Here is a 16,767-nt window from a genome sequence, read left to right as displayed (position 1 = left end):
CGATCACGGTGAGCGTGGGCACACTCGTGGCGCGTGCGGGAATCGCCGCAACGAGTAGCAGGGCCATCGCGGTAGTCAAGATGCGCTTGGCGGGCATGGCGGGCTCCAATCAACTGGCTGCACTGTGGCGGCATTCCCCGAATTTTACACCATCCCTAATCCCTCGACCCCCGCTTTGACCAAACATTCAGGCCCCTCATTGCGCGCGTTGGAGACGAGGCGCGAGACGCGGCGCGGCACCAGATAGGTATCGGGTGATGGGCCCAAGAGACCTGCAACGTCATCAGGGTGGGAGCCGCCGTCGAGCCAGATGCTGCGGGCCATATCGTCACGCAGCATCACCGGCATGCGGTCGTGAATGCGCCCCACCACGCTGTTTGCCTGCGTCGTTATCAGGGAGAAGGTGGTGACCCCCTCGCGCTCGGTGGCGATGCCGCCCAGGGCGAAGCGCCCGCCCGTGCTTGGCAGATACGCCCACGGCTGCTTCGGCTCGCGCTTGCCGATGGGGCGCCCGAGCTCGGCGAGGTGTTCGGGGTTCTCCCACTCATAGAAGGCGTCGATCGGCACCAGCACCCGCCCCGTGCGGAAGGCATCCCTAAAGGAAGGGAGCGTCGCCACCGTCTCGGCCCGAGCGTTGAAAAGTCCTGATACGCGCGTGGTACGTGCCTTCTGCCAATGCGGGATCAGCCCCCAGCTGCCGTACCCCAACTGGCGCCCCTCACCACGCTCCCCCGTATAAGGAGCAATCACGAGCGCCCGGCTCGAGGGGGCCATGTTCCAGCGCGGATACCACCCCGCACGTACCAGCGACGTATCGCCAGGAGCCGGCGTGCTCAGGCTCTCGCGCAGCGCCACGCTGAGATCGGCGCCGAACTCCCGGGCGATCTCTTCGGGCGAGGTGGCTTGAACGATGCGGCCGCACATGGGGGGAGGATAGCGGGCGGAAATTTGAACGTGCGTCAGATACCTGACACGGGTATCGCTACGATGCTGGCATGTACCTCTATCAAGGCGCCGTCAAGGAGTTCATCCGCGACGCGCAGCTCAACCAGCTGGCAGACAAGATCAGTGCAGCCTTTGCGTACGAGAAGGGCTATCACGCTGGTAAAGGCGAAGTGAACTCCTGGCGCAACTCCCTCCAGCAGATGTCTAATGTGTTCAGTCTGGCTGGACTCGGCCCGCAGGGAGTCCTCGTCGAACTCCAACTCCCTCTCACCTCGAAACGGCTTGATGTAATGGTCGCTGGCAAGCGCACATCAGCAACCGGAAGTGAGTCAGCTGACAACGCAATCATCATTGAGCTCAAGCAGTGGAGCCATGTTGATGAAAGCTCCATGACCGAACACGTTGCGGTAGCGTTCGCCGGAGGTAGCCCAAAAAACACACTTCACCCAAGCGCCCAGGTTCATCGCTACGAGCAGTTCCTCCGCGACATGAGTGAGCTCTTCGCATCGGGCGACGTCGGCCTGAGTTCGCTCGCATTCCTTCATAACTTAGATCGAACCTCGTCTGGCGCAGCTCCACTCTACGATCTGAAATTTCAAGAGCTACTCAACTCGTCACCCATTTATGCACAGGACCAGATTGAAGAACTTGCAAGCCACCTTGCGGAACAAGTTGGCGCTGGCGACAGCACACAACTCATTGAGAAGATCTCGTCGTCTGAGTATCGGCCAAGTAAAAAGCTCCTAGACCACGTCGCTGCCGTTATCTCAAACGAAAAGGCATTCGTGCTGCTTGACGAACAGGTCACGGCATTTATGGCAGTGCACGATGAACTTCAGCGCGCTGGAAAGAAGAGCAAGCCATCAACGTTCATCATTAATGGCGGGCCGGGCACAGGGAAGAGCCTGATCGCGCTGCAGTTGCTGGCGAGTGCTGCAGCGGAAGGAAAGACCGTTGCGCACGCCACCGGCTCTCGCGCATTCACTGAAGGTCTCCGCAAGCGAGTAGGGCCTCGTGCGGGCACACTCATTAAGTATTTCAACTCGTTCATGAAGAAGGGCGAACCGTTTGACCTACTAGTTGCTGATGAGGCGCATCGCATTCGCGAAACCAGTGCAAACCAGTGGACGAAGAAGGAGGATCGTGGCGGTTCTCAAATTGAAGAGTTGCTTGATTCGGCAAAGATCGCCGCATTCTTCATTGACGACCGACAGGTTGTGCGACCAGGAGAGGTCGGCAGTGCCGCACTGATTCGGGAAGCAAGTGCAAATCGTGGTCAAACAGTGTTTGAATTTGACCTAGCAGCGCAATTCCGTTGCGGTGGATCTGATACGTATGTGCGCTGGGTAGACCGGTTGCTCGGCGTGAGCATGGAAGGCGATGAGATTCTCGATATTGAGCCAGATGAGTTTGATTTCTCTATTGTGTCGTCCCCAGTGGAACTAGAGCGGAGTGTCCAGCAATCGCTTAAAGCGGGGCAGAATTCTCGATTGGTAGCCGGATTCTGTTGGCCGTGGAGCGATCCGCTCGGCGATGGCACGCTGGTCAACGACGTTGTCGTCGGCGATTGGCAGCGACCATGGAACGCCAAGCCTACGGCTGGTCGCTTGGCCCCTGGGATCCCGAGCTCAAATGCGTGGGCGATCGATCCGGAGGGTGTCCACCAGGTTGGCTGTGTATATACCGCTCAGGGCTTCGAGTTTGATCGAGTTGGCGTCATCTGGGGCGATGACCTGGTGTGGCGAGCCGGCAAGGGGTGGGTCGCACAGGCTCAGCACTCATTTGACTCTGTCGTGAAGCGTGCCGACAAGAACGACCCTGAGTTCTACAGGCAGTTAATCGCCCAGACGTACAGGGTGCTTCTCACCCGGGGCATGGATGGGTGCGTAGTGACATTCACTGACCGAGAAACGCGTGAGTACGTAAGCTCACTAATCAAGTAGGGGCCCTCTGCAGGCTCGCTGCGTACTTGACGGTTTTGAGAACCTGGATTCGCCGCAATTCTGGATCCAAAGGGCTAGTCTTGTGGCGATAAGAACAAGTTGATGAGGCGCGGGCGCACACTGAATCGGCCAACGCATGGGCATCAAGAACGCAGGAGGCCCCATGGATTTCGTCAGCTCAATCAAGCGCAACATGACCACGGCGGCATATGCCCAGTTCGATGGGCGGGCCAGCCGGTCGGAGTATTGGTGGTTCTACCTCTTCACGGTGCTCGTCGGGCTTGCTGCCGACACGCTGGGCGGCACCTTGGGGAACCTTGCCTCGCTCGCCTTCTTCCTGCCAGGTTTGGCGCTGCTGGTTCGACGCCTGCACGATGTGGGCCGCAGCGGCTGGTGGTTCTTCATCACGTTCACCGTCATCGGCATCCCAGTGCTCTTCTACTGGTTGGTGCGGGCCTCTGACGCTGGTGCCAACAAGTACGGCGAGGGGCCAGCGCGCGCCTAGGGGTTTTCAGGTCCGCCACTCCCGTCTTTTAAAGGCGGCTATGCTGAGCACATGATGGATTGGACCTATCCAGAGACGAACGACGAGGCGGGCATCTTTGAGATTGGCCGGCGGCTCGCCATTGAGCTTGGCCGGGCGCCCGACGTTACGCGCTTCATCTATGACTCCCGCGAAATGCTGCTGGCAACTCGCGAGATTGAGCGCGGTGCCAAGGGTGGTCGCCTGCTGACAGGATTCCAGACGGCGGCAAAACTCGAGCACGAGATTGCGCGATATGAGGCGCTGATGGCCGCAGGCACGCGCATCACGGTGCTCGCCACGGGCGCGAAGCCGAGCGATCCACGCCTTGAGCCACTCGACTACCGCGAGCTGCAGCGCAGCACGCGTGAGCTCCCCAACCAGTGGGTGCTCGCATCAGATGATCCTGATCAACTCGCCTTCGTTAGCTACGAGATCGGTGATCCGGCGCAATTCGGCGTGGGTGGTGCGGCCGCTGATGGGAAGCGATTTGTTGGTTTTGTTAGCGACGACCCAGGCGTTGTTGCCCTGCTGATCACCGCCCTTGATGGCGTTCCGCGGCCAATCCCTAAGGCGGCTCCCACTCCACCGTCACCAACTACGGTCTCGCTCGTTGCCGACATCAACAATATGACCGCCCCCGAAGTGCAGGCGGGACCAGGCGCCGTGGTGATTGCCGTTGGTCGCAGCGATGACCGCCGTGCCTTCCTTACCGGTGCAGCCATCGCCAAGCGCGACGGTCGATCGATCATTCTTGTCGATCGAAGCTCAGAGGGGTTCACCGACCCGTACATGGACTTGCGCGGCGACGATGTCAATCGCCCATCACCAACCCGACTCTTCAACGAAGACATCGCTCGGCGCGAAGGGCGCGGCCTGCTCGTGAACTTTCTCGAGGCGGCGCGAATGCTTGGGCTAGAGGCGGGCGGCTGGTTCCCCGTGAAGGCTGGCGCCGATGGGCTCGCCGAGGCGGCTCGCCGCTTTGGTGGCAGCGTCTTCGTCTTGCCACCTGAGGCCGCGAAGCCAGGCCTTGCCGAGCGACTTCGTGGCATGGCACTCGATAAGCTCACAGCCCAACTTGGTGCGCCCGTACTCGTTGCGCAGTAAGCGGCTCTTCGCCGCTATTTGATAACGAAGGGCTTCACGCTGGTATCCACCACGCCTAGCGCTTGGTTGTGTTTTGCACCTTCGGATCGATCGTTACGGGTAGGCGTGGGCAGGTGCAGCGCTCGTTGATTGGCACGCTCTTTAGGGCGTATTCAATGTGCTCGCCGCAGCCCTCCCAGGTTGGCTTGCCGCAGGTTGCGCAGGCGATCTCTTGACACACCTAGTTCGCCACCTTTGCACTACTCGCCGTCAAGATTGTCACTGTGCCGCCCTTGTTCTTGGCGGTGATGAGAAGACGAATGTACTTGTTCACATCCGCCGTCTTGAGCGTGTAGGAGCTCGCCGTTGCGCTCGTGATCTTGGTGCAGGTGCTTGGCACGCTACTTGTTGATGCGCCTGCCGCCTTCGTGCAGCGGTACCACTGGTACGTGACTGCAGGGATCGGCGTGCCGCTGAAGTCCGGCGCGTCTGCGGTGAGCACGCTGTTCTTCTTGGCGCGGCCCGTGAACTGCGCACCACCATCGGCGACCGGCTTGCGGTAGAGGATCTTCACGAGTTGCGGCGTTGGCAGCTCTTCGACCCAGCCGTTCAAGAAATTGTTATCGGTTACGTAGCCCCAGCACCAGAGGGTCGCGTCGACCTTAATGCCGCAGCCGCCACCTGGGCCGTTGAAACCGTTCCCTTCTGAAATGGCGGTGTAGCCGCTCCCAACCTTGGCCGGCACGGGGCTTGAGGCATCACGACCGACAGGAATCTCGCCGCCGAACGCGAGGCCCCAGCAGTAGAGGTCACCACCGCGACGAATTGCACAACCGGACCAGGTTCCCGTTGAAACGGCCACGGCCGATCCACCTGCAGAGGCGGAGTTCACGCCGCCCATGAAGGCGAAGAGGAAGTCAGGGAGCGCGTTGCCGTTGCCGAGCGCTCCATACATGTTGATGCCCCAGCACCAGGTACCACCGCCTACCGCAATGGCACACGTTGACGTAAAGCCAGCGGAGACATCGGTGAAGCGCATTCCTGGCACGCTCGGCACAGGCTCATTTTGATCATCGGTTGTGCCGTCGCCGAGCGCGCCGCCACCAATGCCGAAGCCGTTGTTTTTGCCCCAACAGAAGAGTGAGCCGACCGTGCTCAAGGCGCACACATACGAGGCACCAATGCTGACCTTTTTCCAGGTGAAGCCTTCCCCCGGGCTGAACACTTGGTAAGGGGTCCATACATCGTCACCAAGCGAGTCACCATTGCCGACCTGGCCCGAGGAGTTAGCGCCCCAACAGTAGAGGCTTGTGCCACCACGCACCGCACAGGTGTGCCCGTCGCCCGTAGCGATGTTTGACCAATCGCTTGCAGTGCCAACGCGCTGCGGCGTTCGGTACTGCGCATCGTCGCCAAGGCCGAGCTGTCCGTCGACATTGCGGCCCCAGCAGTAGAGAGCGCCCGCCCCTGTGATGGCGCAGGTGTGTGATGTTCCGACTGCAACTTCACTCCAGGTCACGCCTGATTGCCCTGCAGGCTGCACTTCAAATGGCGAGTTCTGCGGATCTGCTGTGCCGTTCCCTACTTCGCCATCCCAGTTAGCGCCAAAGCAGAGAAGTTTTCCTGGGAGTGCTGCCCCCTGGATACCGCACCGTGTGCCGCTACCGTTTGAAATCGCAAGCCAGTTTGCGCCAGGCAACTTCGTTGGCGTGTTGAAATACGTGGCCTGCCCGTTGCCAAGCGCGACTCGCCAACCCCAGCAATACGTCGCTGATGGAACGGAGGCCGTTGCCGTGGTTCGCGCGCAACTGTGTGAGTCGCCAGTTGAGACTTCGGCCCAGTTGGTGGCCGTACCAATTCTTCGCACCGATGTAACCAGAACCGTCCTGTCCGATACGCCGGACTGACCGCTCCCGTTGGAGCCCCAGCAGTAGAGTTCTCCGTTGGTGGTAACGCCACAAACATGCAACTCGCCAACTTGCAACGATACGAACGTTCTAGTTCCATCAACGAGCCACGGTTCGTCCTCTGAAGCGCCCGTGCCAGAACCGAGTTCGCCGTTATAGTTTTTTCCCCAGCAGAACGCCTTGCCCGCGTTCTCGGACGGCGTGGTGGTGCTTGAGGCAATGCCACACGTGAGGTAGTAGCCCGCAGAGATTGTTCGGAACTTATGCGATCCGGAAACGGGCACCCAGACAGAACTGTTTACTGTTGTGCCGTTGCCGAGGTTGCCATCTGGGTTTTCACCCGCGCAGAAGGCGGCGCCGGTTGAGCTCAGGAAACAGGTGTGCCGTTTGCCCATAGATACTGCAACGGGTACCTCTGGTGATGTCAGGCTCTGCACGAGTTCGCTGTAGTTGCTTCCAGAGTTAACACCGAACTGGCCAGTGTAGTTTTCGCCTACGCAGAAGAGCGAATTTGCACGAATGGCGCAGAGGTTGTTGTAGCCCACAGATACCGCTGTCCAATCCGTAGCGGTACCAATCTGTACCGGCACGCTGCTGAAGTGCATGATCTGTGGATCCATTGCCAACTGGCCGGTGCCATTGCTACCGAAACAGTAGAGGGCGCCTGAGGTGCTGGTTGGCGTGGTGATCACGATGCCGCAGACGTTGTTCTCGCCAACGGAGATACTCAGCCAGAGGTTTGTGCCGATCTGCTGCGGCTCATTCTTCCCGTTCTCCCCGATGGAGCCAGCGTCTACAAGGAAGATGAAATTTGACACGACCATTTGGCCCCAGCACCAGAGGGTGCGGTCGGTGCGAATGGTGCAGGTGGTATCTCGGCCCGATTCCATGCTGACCCCTGACACGCCTTCGCTCGTTGCCGCCGCAGCAGCCGATGCCGCCATTGGAGCGCCCGCGGGCGTGAAGCTGAGTGCTCCGCCGATCAGAAGGGTGGCGAGGAGGGCCGCGATGCGGCTGCGGCGGGTGGTCGATGGGTTGACTGTGGCGGTTCGGGCGGGCATGGCGGGCTCCTTTAGGTCGATAGGCGCCGCCTAGCTGGCGGAGCATATCGGGAGCGTATCAGGCGGCGGCTGCCCTCTCATTATCGAAATTGGCGGCCGATTCGATGGTTGGGTAGCGCCAGATTCGGGCATAGCCAAAGATCACGATGGGGATCACCGTCTGCAGCACAGCACCGACAATGAGCGCATTTGGCCGGCCAATGGCGTTGCCCAAGAAGCCGCCCAGCAGAAAGCCGAGGGTGGAACCGAGGCCCCAGGCAAGCGTGCGGTTGATTGACATCACGCGGCCGAGGAGGCGGTCGGGAACCGCCTGCTGGCGATAGGAGGTGACTGGCACGATGTAAATGAGCAGAAAGTAACCGCCGATGAAGAAGTTGGCGATCGAGAAGAGTGGCGCCAACTCGCGCGGCACAAAGGCCGCCAGTGGGAGCAGGAACTCGTTGAGGCCGAAGAGGGCGGTGCCGATGATGAGGAGCTTGCCAAATCCCACACGCTTTACCAAGTACGGCGCGCTGATGCTGCCAAGGAATCCACCAAGGAATCCGGCTGAAGCTACTGCGCCGATCAGTGCGGGCTCAAAGCCAAGGTCGATACGCTGAAAGATGATCGCCTGGCCGATCATGATGCCGTACGCGATATTGCCATTCACCCCTTCAAAAGTGATCAGGCGTAAGTTCGGTCGCACCCAGAGTGCGTGCAGTCCCTCCTTCAGGTCGTGCACAAGTGAGTTGCGCTTTTTGGGTGACGGCGGCTCTGGCGTGCGAATCGCGCGCAAGCTCACGTAGCTCACCGCAAAGGTGATCGCATCCACCACCATCACGAATGGCGCGCTAAAGATGCCGATCAGCGCGCCCGCCAACCCCGGCCCAACAAAGCCCGCACCCTCGCCCATGATCGCCATACGTGCGTTGAGCTTGAGTAGCGTGACGCCGCTTGCGAGTCGCGGAATGTACGCCGGCCACGCCACGTTAAAGAAAACCGTTGCAGCGCCAAGGCCAATCTGCATCACGATCAGCAGCGGCAGCGTGAGCACATTGAGTACGTAGGCAAGTGGAATCGCGAGCAGCAGCACCACGCGCACCAAGTCGGCGGCGAGCAGGTAGGCGCGTCGCGACGAACGATCAACCCAAACACCAGCCTGCAAACCAATAAAGAGATACGCAAGCGTTGACGCCGCGCCGAGAAAGCCGGTGCCGAGCGAGTCGGCACCGAGCAGGTCGACCGCCATGATCGGCAGTGCCAACTGCGTGATGGAGTCACCAACGAGCGAGATGCCTTGTCCAGCAGTAACGAGGCGCAGGTCGCGCGGGTCATTCTTGGTGATCGCTGCGGCGCGCGCCATTTACTTCGCCGAAATCTTGATCACGTTTGAATCGGTGCTCGCGCGTTCCGCTCCGTACTGATACATGAAGACGCGCAGGAAGGCGTACTTGCCAACAATCTTGCTCGTGACCGGAAGGTTCAGTGACGTTGCGCCGCTGATTGCCGTGCACTTGGTGCGCTGTGCAGTGGTGCAGCTGTACCACTGGTACGTATAGCTTGGCGTTGGGCCGCCGACCCAGGTGCCACGCTTGCCGTACACAATCTTGTCGACTTGGCTAATTTTTGGCGCAACGGTGATGCGTGCCTGCGTGAAGACGGTGACGCTAATGGTTTTGTACGTGGGGTAGTGCCACATGTCGCCATCTTTCGAACCTTGCAGCGTGCAGGTTCCCTCTTTGAGGAAGCGGATCGTGCGATTGCTGACGGTGCAAATTGTGGGAGTGAGTGACGTTACAACGAACGGCGCACTGGTACTGCCGCCGCCGTTCCCGTAGCCGCTCGTGCTACCTACAGCGTGGTAGATCGGACCGGCGTCAAAGAGGAGTGGCGCTTGTGGAAGCTTGAACACCTCGAACGTGCGTGTGATCGAATCCGCTGCGTGATACGTGGTTGAACCAGCCTGTTCGGCGCGAATGGTGCAGGTTCCTGGCCTGAAGACCTTCAACTCAAAGTTGGCGCCATTGAACTGTGGCTCGCACACGCTGCTGGAGAGGCCCAAGTAGTTGATGGGCAAACCAGCGCTGCTGAAGCGCGGGAGGAGTTGGGCAGCGGTTGGATCAAAGCTGCGGTCACTCAGAGCATCAAGGCCGATCGTCTGACTCCCTTGCACGATGGTGAAGCTGCGCTCAATGGAGGTTGCGCGCTCATAGACGGCGTCTCCCGCCTGGGTCGCGAGCACGGTGCAGGTGCCCAGATCCAGTAGGCGCAGGCGCCAGGTGCTGACGAGGCTGTCGGGGGCGAGTGCTTCGCAAACGGTCGGCGTGCTGATCTCGTAGCTCACGCTTAGCCCTGAGCTCGCGCTCGCGGCCAGTGCCGGTGGGGTCGTGCCGAACGGAATGTTTGCATCGGTCAGCAGCGGGCCAACGCCGAAGTTGATCGCTTGCGGCAGGCCAGTGATCGTGATGCTGACGCTCGCACTCGCTGCCACGTGGTCCTCGGCGGCGGGGGTTGCGGCATTAAGGGCACAGGTTCCTGTGCTTGTTGCGGTAAGTGTGCTTCCGACCAAGGTGCAATTGGTCGCACTCTCACTGGCGAGCTCTAGCGTGACAACGCCAGAGAAATCGCTTGCTGCGGAGACGGTTGCGCTCTCACCAACCGCCATTCGGTCTGGTGCAGTGATCGCAATCGTTGGTTGACCCATGTTGAGCGCGCCGACTGCGTCGAGGAGCCCCACTCCGCATTGATGCTGTGAGCCAGTCGGAGTTTCACTTGTTGTGACGCACGGCCGCAAGGTATCGGCAGGGAACGGCCGAGCGCCGGCGTAGATCGCCGCTTCAATCTGGCTCGGTCCCCATGTTGGATGCAAGCTCGCAACGAGTGCTGCGACGCCAGCGACATGTGGTGCCGCCATGCTCGTGCCTTGATAGTTCGTGTAGCTATAGCCGGTGAGCGTGTTGGCGCCGGTGGCGATCGTCGAAAGAATGCCCGAATCGCGAGACATGTCGCCACCTGGTGCGGCAATGTCAATGCTGCTCCCGAAGTTCGAGTAGTTCGCCAAACCGCCAACTCGACCTACCGCTGCGACGGTCACCGTGTCGTTGCAGTTGGCTGGCGTGAAGTTTGCCGCGTCACGGAAGCTGTTCCCCGCCGCCGTAACGACAACGGTTCCAGCGGCACGTGCTTGCGAGATCGCATCTTGCAGTGTCGCCCAGCAGGCGCTACCGCCACCAAGTGACATGTTGATGACGTCAGCCGGATGCGCATTGTCTGTTAGGCCGAATGCACTCCATGGGCGCCCGTCCCAACTTGTCGTGAGACCAGCGGCCCAGCGAATTCCATCAATGATATCGTTGAATGATCCACCGCCCGCACCAAGAACGCGCACATGTTGAATCGACACGTTCGGTGCAATGCCACTGATGCCGATGTCGTTCTGCGCCGCACCAATCGTTCCCGCGACATGCGTGCCGTGCCAACTCGACGGATACCAAGCCCAATCGCCTTCGTCGGTTGGATTCATGTCACGTCCGTCGCCATCGCGTGCGGTGGCACTGTTCTCAATCATGTCAACGCCCCAACCCTCGGGCATGTTTGCGATCAGATCCGGATGGTTAGTTTGACCAGTATCAATAACGGCAACAACGACACCGGCACCCGTCGTGGTGCCCCACGTTGGCGAAACATTTGCAGCGCCCTCTTTTCCTGATGTTGGCGCGTGCATGTCCCATTGCGAGGCGTAGAGCGGATCGATTGGATCAATGAGAGGGAAAGCTTGAATGTCAGGAATGACGCCAACAACACCAGGTGCCTGCTCCCATGCGGCGAGTGCCGTCTCTGCATCTTGGCCAGGTCGCAGTTGGATCTCACGCGTCTTTCCGTCGTCACTCAGCGCCGTGCCGACGGTGGTGTTGTAGGCGAAGCGAACGGTGAGTGAGTCAAATGGTTCGGGCGCTACTGATGTAGCTGCTGTCACCGCGCGTGTGGGGGCGGGTGCGGCGATTGCGCCGCAGATAAAAAGAGCCGCCATTACGGCGGCAAGCAGGCGGCGCGTCATGGTAGTTATTCGCCGATCGTTGCCCAGATGAAGCCCATCATCAGGAAGAAGCCTGAGAAGAGGGCGACGAGGCCGACGGAGCCGTACGGCGATGCTGCGGTCTTGTCGGTGAAGGTGCCAAGAAGAAGTCCGAAGCCCACCGCCCACACGAGCCAGGCGCCGCCCCACACCAACCTGCCGTTCGGGCCAGTCACGAAGCGTCGCACCCAGGCGGTCTCGCGCTGCTCCGCACTCATCGCCGCCTTCTGGAAGATGAAGACGAAACCGCCACCGATCGCCATCGAGATGAAGAACTCGATCGGGTGGGCGAATGGGAGCGTGAACATGTCCATGGGTGAATCATAGCGGGGGTGGGGAACAGAAGGTGCTGATCTCTGGCACGATCAGGGCATGCTCCACTGGCTTGACGCAATCGTGATCCCCTTCCTGACCTCCCTCTATGGGGCCGTCGGCTACCTAGGGGTGGGCGTGGCCATGGCGATCGAGTCAGCGGGGATCCCCCTCCCATCAGAGTTGATCCTCCCCTTCGCCGGCTTCCTCGTGGCCGACCCTGGGGCGATCGAACCCCTCACCGGTGCCGCCTGGAACCCCCTCCTGGCCGTGCTGGCGGGCACCATTGGCAATACCGCGGGTTCCCTCCTTCTCTATTGGATCGGTGCCCGGGGTGGCCGGCCGTTCTTGGAGCGCTACGGCCGCTTCCTGCTTATTCGCACCCACGAGCTCGACCTCGCAGACCGCTTCTTTACCAGGCACGGCTCGGCGACCGCCTTCTGGAGCCGCATGCTGCCGGTAGTGCGCACCTTCATTAGCTTCCCGGCCGGCGTGGCCCGCATGCCGCTGCGACCATTCATCGTCTATTCCACCGCCGGGGCGCTGATCTGGTCGGCGCTGCTGGTGGGAATTGGGGCCGCGCTCGGCTCGCAGTGGACACAGATTCGCGAGGCGCTCGCCCCGGTTGATACGTTCTTGGTACTTGCCGTTGTGGCAGGGGTGCTGCTCGCACTCGCCTGGCGGCTTGGATTGATCGATCGCCTGCGCACGCGAAGCAAGTAGACCGTTGTGAAGATTGCAATCGTTAGCGACATTCACGCCAACCTCTCCGCACTACAGGCGGTTCTCGCCGACATTGATGCCGTTTCCCCAGGTGCTGCCATCTGGCACACCGGCGACATCGTTGGCTACAACGCGGAGCCGAATGAGGTCGTTGCCCTGCTGCGCGAGCGCGGTGCTGTTGGTGTGATGGGAAATCACGACGCCGCAGTGCTTGGCGAACTAGACGTGAAATGGTTCAACCCTGCCGCGGCTGCAGCGGTGCGCTGGACAACCACGCACCTCACCCCTGAGAACGCCACGTGGCTGCACGCGCTGCCGAAGATCAGCGAGATGGGTGCCGCCACGTTGGTGCACGGCAGCCCACGCGAGCCGCTCGGTGAATACGTAATCAGTGCTGAGGGTGCGCGCGAGAATCTTGAGGTGCTCTCAACGCCCGTGCTCTTTCACGGCCACACCCACGTTCCCGCCTACTGGGCGCTGCGCGGTGGGCAGCCCACGCTGGTAGCGATCGATGGTCGCGCGCAACCGCTGATCTCGCCGTCGCTGATCAACGTTGGCTCCGTAGGGCAACCGCGCGACGGCGACGTGCGCGCGAGCTGGGTGCTCTGGGATCGCAGCGACGATGGCTCAGCGATTGGTGCGCTCGGCACGGTGCAGTGGCGACGTGTCACCTACGACGTTGCGCTCACTCAGTCGCTCGTACGCGCAGCTGGACTTCCAGAGTTTCTCGCCGCACGACTCGGCGAGGGGCACTGATCGTGGCCCCGCGACAACTGCCACCATTCGAACGACTCGGTGCCTTCATGCACGCGCATCGGCGCGCGGTGATCGGCGTGTGGGTGGTCGTACTACTGCTTGCGCTGCCATTCGCGCCACAAGCGCCAGGGGCGCTACAGGCGGGTGGCTTTGACCTGCCAACGCTGGAATCGGCACGCGCCCGCACGTTGCTTGAAAAGGAGCTTGGTGCGCCACCATCGGCGCTCGTGCTGGCAATCTCTTCTAAGACCTTGGTTCCTGGCACGATGGAGTTCGAGTCCGCAGCAACGCGTGCGGTAGCCGCCGTCATGAATGCGCCACATGTCGTTGCCATTCGCTCGCACCTGATCGCACCATCGCAGGTGAGCGTTGCCAACCGCATTGTGTACGACATCGTGTTCTTGGATCTCGGGCCTGACGATTCACCAGCTGCACTCGATGGCGTTGCCGCGGCACTCGTTGCAGTTGATGGCCTCACCGTGCAGATCGCCGGTGGCCCCGCCTTCTACGCCGACATTCAGAGCGTGTCGGAGAGCGACCTGCGCCGCAGTGAGTTGATCAGCCTGCCGCTCGCTGCGATCGTGTTGCTGTTGGTCTTCGGCTCTGCCGTTGCGGCAGGTTTGCCACTTGCCGTTGGTGGCGCTGCGGTGTTAGTTGCACTGGCCGCTATTTTCGGTGTGGCGCAGGTGACGCGCATGAGCGTCTTCGTGTTGAACCTCACCACGCTGCTCGGCCTCGGTCTTGGTGTCGACTATTCACTGCTCATGGTCTCGCGATTCCGCGAAGAGTTTGGTCGAAGCAGTGCACGCAAGGCCGATCGCGTGGCGCTTGCAGTGCAGCGCACCGTGGCGACCGCTGGTCGCGCCGTCTTCTTTAGTGGGGTAACGGTCATGCTCGGTCTCGCCGGTTTGATGGTGTTCGATTTCGCCATCCTGCGCTCGATCGGCATTGCTGGCGCCATCACCGTCGCCCTCGCCGTGGTCGCCAGCCTCACCCTTCTCCCCGCCCTCTTGGGCGTACTCGGAGCACGGGTTGACCGGCTCGCCGTACGCAAGGTGACCTACGAAGAGCCGAACGAGAAGGGTCGCTGGGCGCGCCTCGCCCGCGGAGTCATGCGTCGCCCACTTGCCGTTGCCCTGCCAACTCTTGCCTTGCTGATCGCCCTCGGCTCGCCGTGGCTCGGCGTGAAGTTCAACGCCCCCGACGGCGGCATCTTGCCGTCGCGCGTGCCGAGTCGCCAGGCACTCGACGCGCTCACCGGCGCATTCGGCGAGGGTGAGTTCTCGCCGATGACTGTTGCCGTGCGCACGAACGGCGACGCGACCACGCCAGCAAACGTCGCCCTGCTCTTTACATGGGTACGTGCGCTCGAGGCCGATCCGCGCGTGGCTCGTGTTGACTCCATCGTTTCCATTGACTCGCGACTGACGCTCCCGCAGTACCAGCTGCTCTACGACTCACCAGGCGGCGCACCGCCCGATCGCTACGTGCAGCAGCTGCTCTCGGTCACTACCAAGGGTGATCTCACCGCCGTCACCATTACGCCGGCGCAGGGGCCGAACCGCCCCGACACGCGCGCACTCGTCGCCGAGCTGCGCGCCGCAACACCAGACGCAATTGGCGCTGGCGAAGTGACGACGCTCACCCCACCCGCTGGCCTCACCACGCTCGTTGGCGGTGGTGCCGCAGAAATCGTCGACGTGGTCGACACCATCTCGTCAGAGTTCCCGCGCAGTGCGCTGATCGTCATCCTCGCCACACTCATCATTCTTGCCGTGCTGTTGCGCTCCATCGTGCTGCCGATTAAGGCGGTAATCATGAACACGCTCTCGATCTTGGCGAGCTTCGGCGCGCTGGTCTGGATCTTCCAAGATGGCAACCTCTCTGCGCTGCTCGGCTTTGCGCCACTCGGATTCGTTGAGACAACGATTCCAGTGATCTTGTTCTGCGTGCTCTTTGGCCTCTCGATGGATTACGAAGTCTTCTTGCTCACGCGCATGCGCGAGATCTACGATCGCACCGGTGACAACGCCGCCGCGGTTGCGGGCGGGCTCGAGCGCAGTGGTCGCATTGTGACTAGCGCCGCACTGATCGTTGTGGTGGTTGCCGGTTCGTTCGTCTTCGCCGAGATTGTTCTAATCAAGGCGCTCGGCGTTGGTGTGGCGATTGCCGTGGCCCTCGATGCAACTATTGTTCGCGCGCTCCTCGTTCCCGCCACGATGCGTCTGCTCGGCGATAAGAACTGGTGGGCACCGAAGTGGATGGAGCGGCTGCTCGCCGGTCGCATTGCCACAGAGTCAGAGGCGGAGCGACGATGATGCGGCGGTTTGTCCTTCTATTCTTGAGTGCGGTTCTTAGCGCTGCATGTTCTGGCCCACTCTTGGCAAATTCGCCAGCACCAACTGGTGCACCGTTCGAGAAGCCGACGCCGCGGCCGCCGGCCGTCGATCCGGTTGCTGTGTCACTTCCGGCAGATGATGCGCCCCATGATCGTCTCACCGAGTGGTGGTACGTCACGGGTCATCTAACAACGCTCGATGGTACGCGCGAATTTGGGTATGAGGCGGTGATCTTCCGTGCGAAGCGCGGGCAGTTCCCGGTGACGTGGGCGTCGCATATTGCCATTACCGAGAAGCCGCGTGGCTCTCGCTCAGGTTCATTCAGTTACGACCAACGTGTTGAGATTGGGCCACAGGTGAACATTGGGCCAAATCTGTTCCGTGCGGTGAGCGCTGCATTTGCCATCACTGGGGCCAATCCGCTTGAGCCTGCAACGCTCGGTCGCGATCCATGGGCGATGCTTGTGCTCCCCGATGGCGGCATGGAGATCAGCGGCAACGGGCTGATGCTGCAACTTGGCGCTGGCCGCGCGCCCGTGCTGCATGACACCGACGGCTGGGTCGCCTTCGCCGACGCGGGCGGTTCGTACTACTACTCACGCACACGCATGCCAACCGCTGGCACGCTCACGATCGGCGGCGAGACGCTCGCCGTGGCGGGGAACTCCTGGTTTGATCATCAGTGGGGCGACTTCATCGCTATCGGGAGTGGTGGCTGGGACTGGTTCGCCCTGAACCTCAGCGATGGCAGTGACCTGATGCTCTCCTTCGTGCGCGCCAAGGATGGGAGCTATCCGCTGGTCTATGGCACCTGGGTGGCGCGCGATGGATCGGTTCGACACATTGATGGCGCGGATATCGCCCTAACCGCCCTCGGCTCCTGGACGAGCCCGCACACGGGGGCGACCTGGCCGGCCGGCTGGCGTGTGCAGATCGCCCAGATTGGCCTCGACGTGACGGTCACTCCCGAGGTGGCGGACCAGGAGTTGAACACCCTCGGGAGCACTGGGGTCATCTACTGGGAGGGGGCGAACGCCGTGGCGGGGACTCTGGCTGGACGCCCGATCACGGGGCACTCCTATGTCGAACTCACGGGGTACGCGACCCTCCACTAACTC

Annotated in this window: 13 protein-coding genes; 7 read left to right on the top strand and 6 right to left on the bottom strand. The window is 61.4% G+C overall.

Annotation, left to right across the window (positions count from 1 at the left end; genetic code table 11):
• Nucleotides 1–144 precede the first annotated feature (144 nt).
• Nucleotides 145–924 carry an SOS response-associated peptidase gene (locus tag AC3LCN_RS03570; protein WP_488648714.1) on the bottom strand — a complete coding sequence of 260 codons (780 nt, stop codon included), beginning with the start codon at nucleotides 922–924 and terminating at the stop codon, nucleotides 145–147.
• A gap of 71 nt (nucleotides 925–995) precedes the next feature.
• Between AC3LCN_RS03570 and AC3LCN_RS03565 the strand changes: the two genes are divergently transcribed.
• From AC3LCN_RS03565 to AC3LCN_RS03555, 3 genes are all read left to right on the top strand, one after another.
• The gene (locus tag AC3LCN_RS03565; protein WP_488648713.1) at nucleotides 996–2,888 is read left to right on the top strand and encodes a DNA/RNA helicase domain-containing protein; all 1,893 of its coding nucleotides are present in this window, start codon (nucleotides 996–998) and stop codon (nucleotides 2,886–2,888) included.
• 163 nt (nucleotides 2,889–3,051) lie between these two features.
• Complete coding sequence (locus AC3LCN_RS03560) at nucleotides 3,052–3,393, top strand: DUF805 domain-containing protein (protein ID WP_488648712.1); 342 nt, start codon at nucleotides 3,052–3,054, stop codon at nucleotides 3,391–3,393.
• A gap of 51 nt (nucleotides 3,394–3,444) precedes the next feature.
• Nucleotides 3,445–4,518: a hypothetical protein gene (locus AC3LCN_RS03555; protein ID WP_488648711.1), complete on the top strand. Its 1,074-nt coding sequence runs from the start codon at nucleotides 3,445–3,447 to the stop codon at nucleotides 4,516–4,518.
• 55 nt (nucleotides 4,519–4,573) lie between these two features.
• On the opposite strand, the gene AC3LCN_RS03550 is transcribed toward AC3LCN_RS03555, so the two are convergent.
• The 5 genes from AC3LCN_RS03550 to AC3LCN_RS03530 are packed head-to-tail and all read right to left on the bottom strand — an operon-like array spanning nucleotide 4,574 to nucleotide 11,833.
• On the bottom strand, nucleotides 4,574–4,738 hold the full coding sequence (locus AC3LCN_RS03550) for a hypothetical protein (RefSeq protein ID WP_488648710.1): 165 nt from the start codon (nucleotides 4,736–4,738) through the stop codon (nucleotides 4,574–4,576).
• On the bottom strand, nucleotides 4,739–7,465 hold the full coding sequence (locus AC3LCN_RS03545) for an RCC1 domain-containing protein (protein ID WP_488648709.1): 2,727 nt from the start codon (nucleotides 7,463–7,465) through the stop codon (nucleotides 4,739–4,741).
• A 58-nt stretch (nucleotides 7,466–7,523) separates the two neighbouring features.
• Nucleotides 7,524–8,807 carry an MFS transporter gene (locus AC3LCN_RS03540; protein WP_488648708.1) on the bottom strand — a complete coding sequence of 428 codons (1,284 nt, stop codon included), beginning with the start codon at nucleotides 8,805–8,807 and terminating at the stop codon, nucleotides 7,524–7,526.
• A complete protein-coding gene (locus tag AC3LCN_RS03535) occupies nucleotides 8,808–11,501 on the bottom strand; it encodes a S8 family peptidase (protein WP_488648707.1) in 2,694 nt (897 codons plus the stop codon). It lies immediately after the preceding gene.
• A 5-nt stretch (nucleotides 11,502–11,506) separates the two neighbouring features.
• Nucleotides 11,507–11,833: a hypothetical protein gene (locus AC3LCN_RS03530; protein WP_488648706.1), complete on the bottom strand. Its 327-nt coding sequence runs from the start codon at nucleotides 11,831–11,833 to the stop codon at nucleotides 11,507–11,509.
• A gap of 58 nt (nucleotides 11,834–11,891) precedes the next feature.
• Here AC3LCN_RS03530 and AC3LCN_RS03525 point away from each other — a divergent pair, with 58 nt between their 5' ends.
• From AC3LCN_RS03525 to AC3LCN_RS03510, 4 genes are read left to right on the top strand one after another with little or no spacing between them, the layout of a single operon-like run.
• A complete protein-coding gene (locus tag AC3LCN_RS03525) occupies nucleotides 11,892–12,554 on the top strand; it encodes a DedA family protein (protein ID WP_488648705.1) in 663 nt (220 codons plus the stop codon).
• Nucleotides 12,555–12,560: 6 nt separating this feature from the next.
• A complete protein-coding gene (locus AC3LCN_RS03520; RefSeq protein WP_488648704.1) occupies nucleotides 12,561–13,310 on the top strand; it encodes a metallophosphoesterase family protein in 750 nt (249 codons plus the stop codon).
• Between the two features lie 2 nt (nucleotides 13,311–13,312).
• Nucleotides 13,313–15,628: an MMPL family transporter gene (locus AC3LCN_RS03515; protein WP_488648703.1), complete on the top strand. Its 2,316-nt coding sequence runs from the start codon at nucleotides 13,313–13,315 to the stop codon at nucleotides 15,626–15,628.
• Entirely contained in the window at nucleotides 15,625–16,764 is a 1,140-nt protein-coding gene (locus AC3LCN_RS03510; protein WP_488648702.1) for a lipocalin-like domain-containing protein, read from the top strand. Before AC3LCN_RS03515 ends, AC3LCN_RS03510 begins: the two co-directional genes overlap by 4 nt.
• Nucleotides 16,765–16,767: the final 3 nt, after the last annotated feature.

The sequence above is a fragment of the Candidatus Limnocylindrus sp. genome, from assembly GCF_040397215.1.
In the GTDB taxonomy this organism is placed as follows: Bacteria; Chloroflexota; Limnocylindria; order Limnocylindrales; family Limnocylindraceae; genus Limnocylindrus.
The sequence above is the reverse complement of the archived record's forward strand: the minus strand, read 5'-3'. Positions and strand labels throughout refer to the sequence as shown.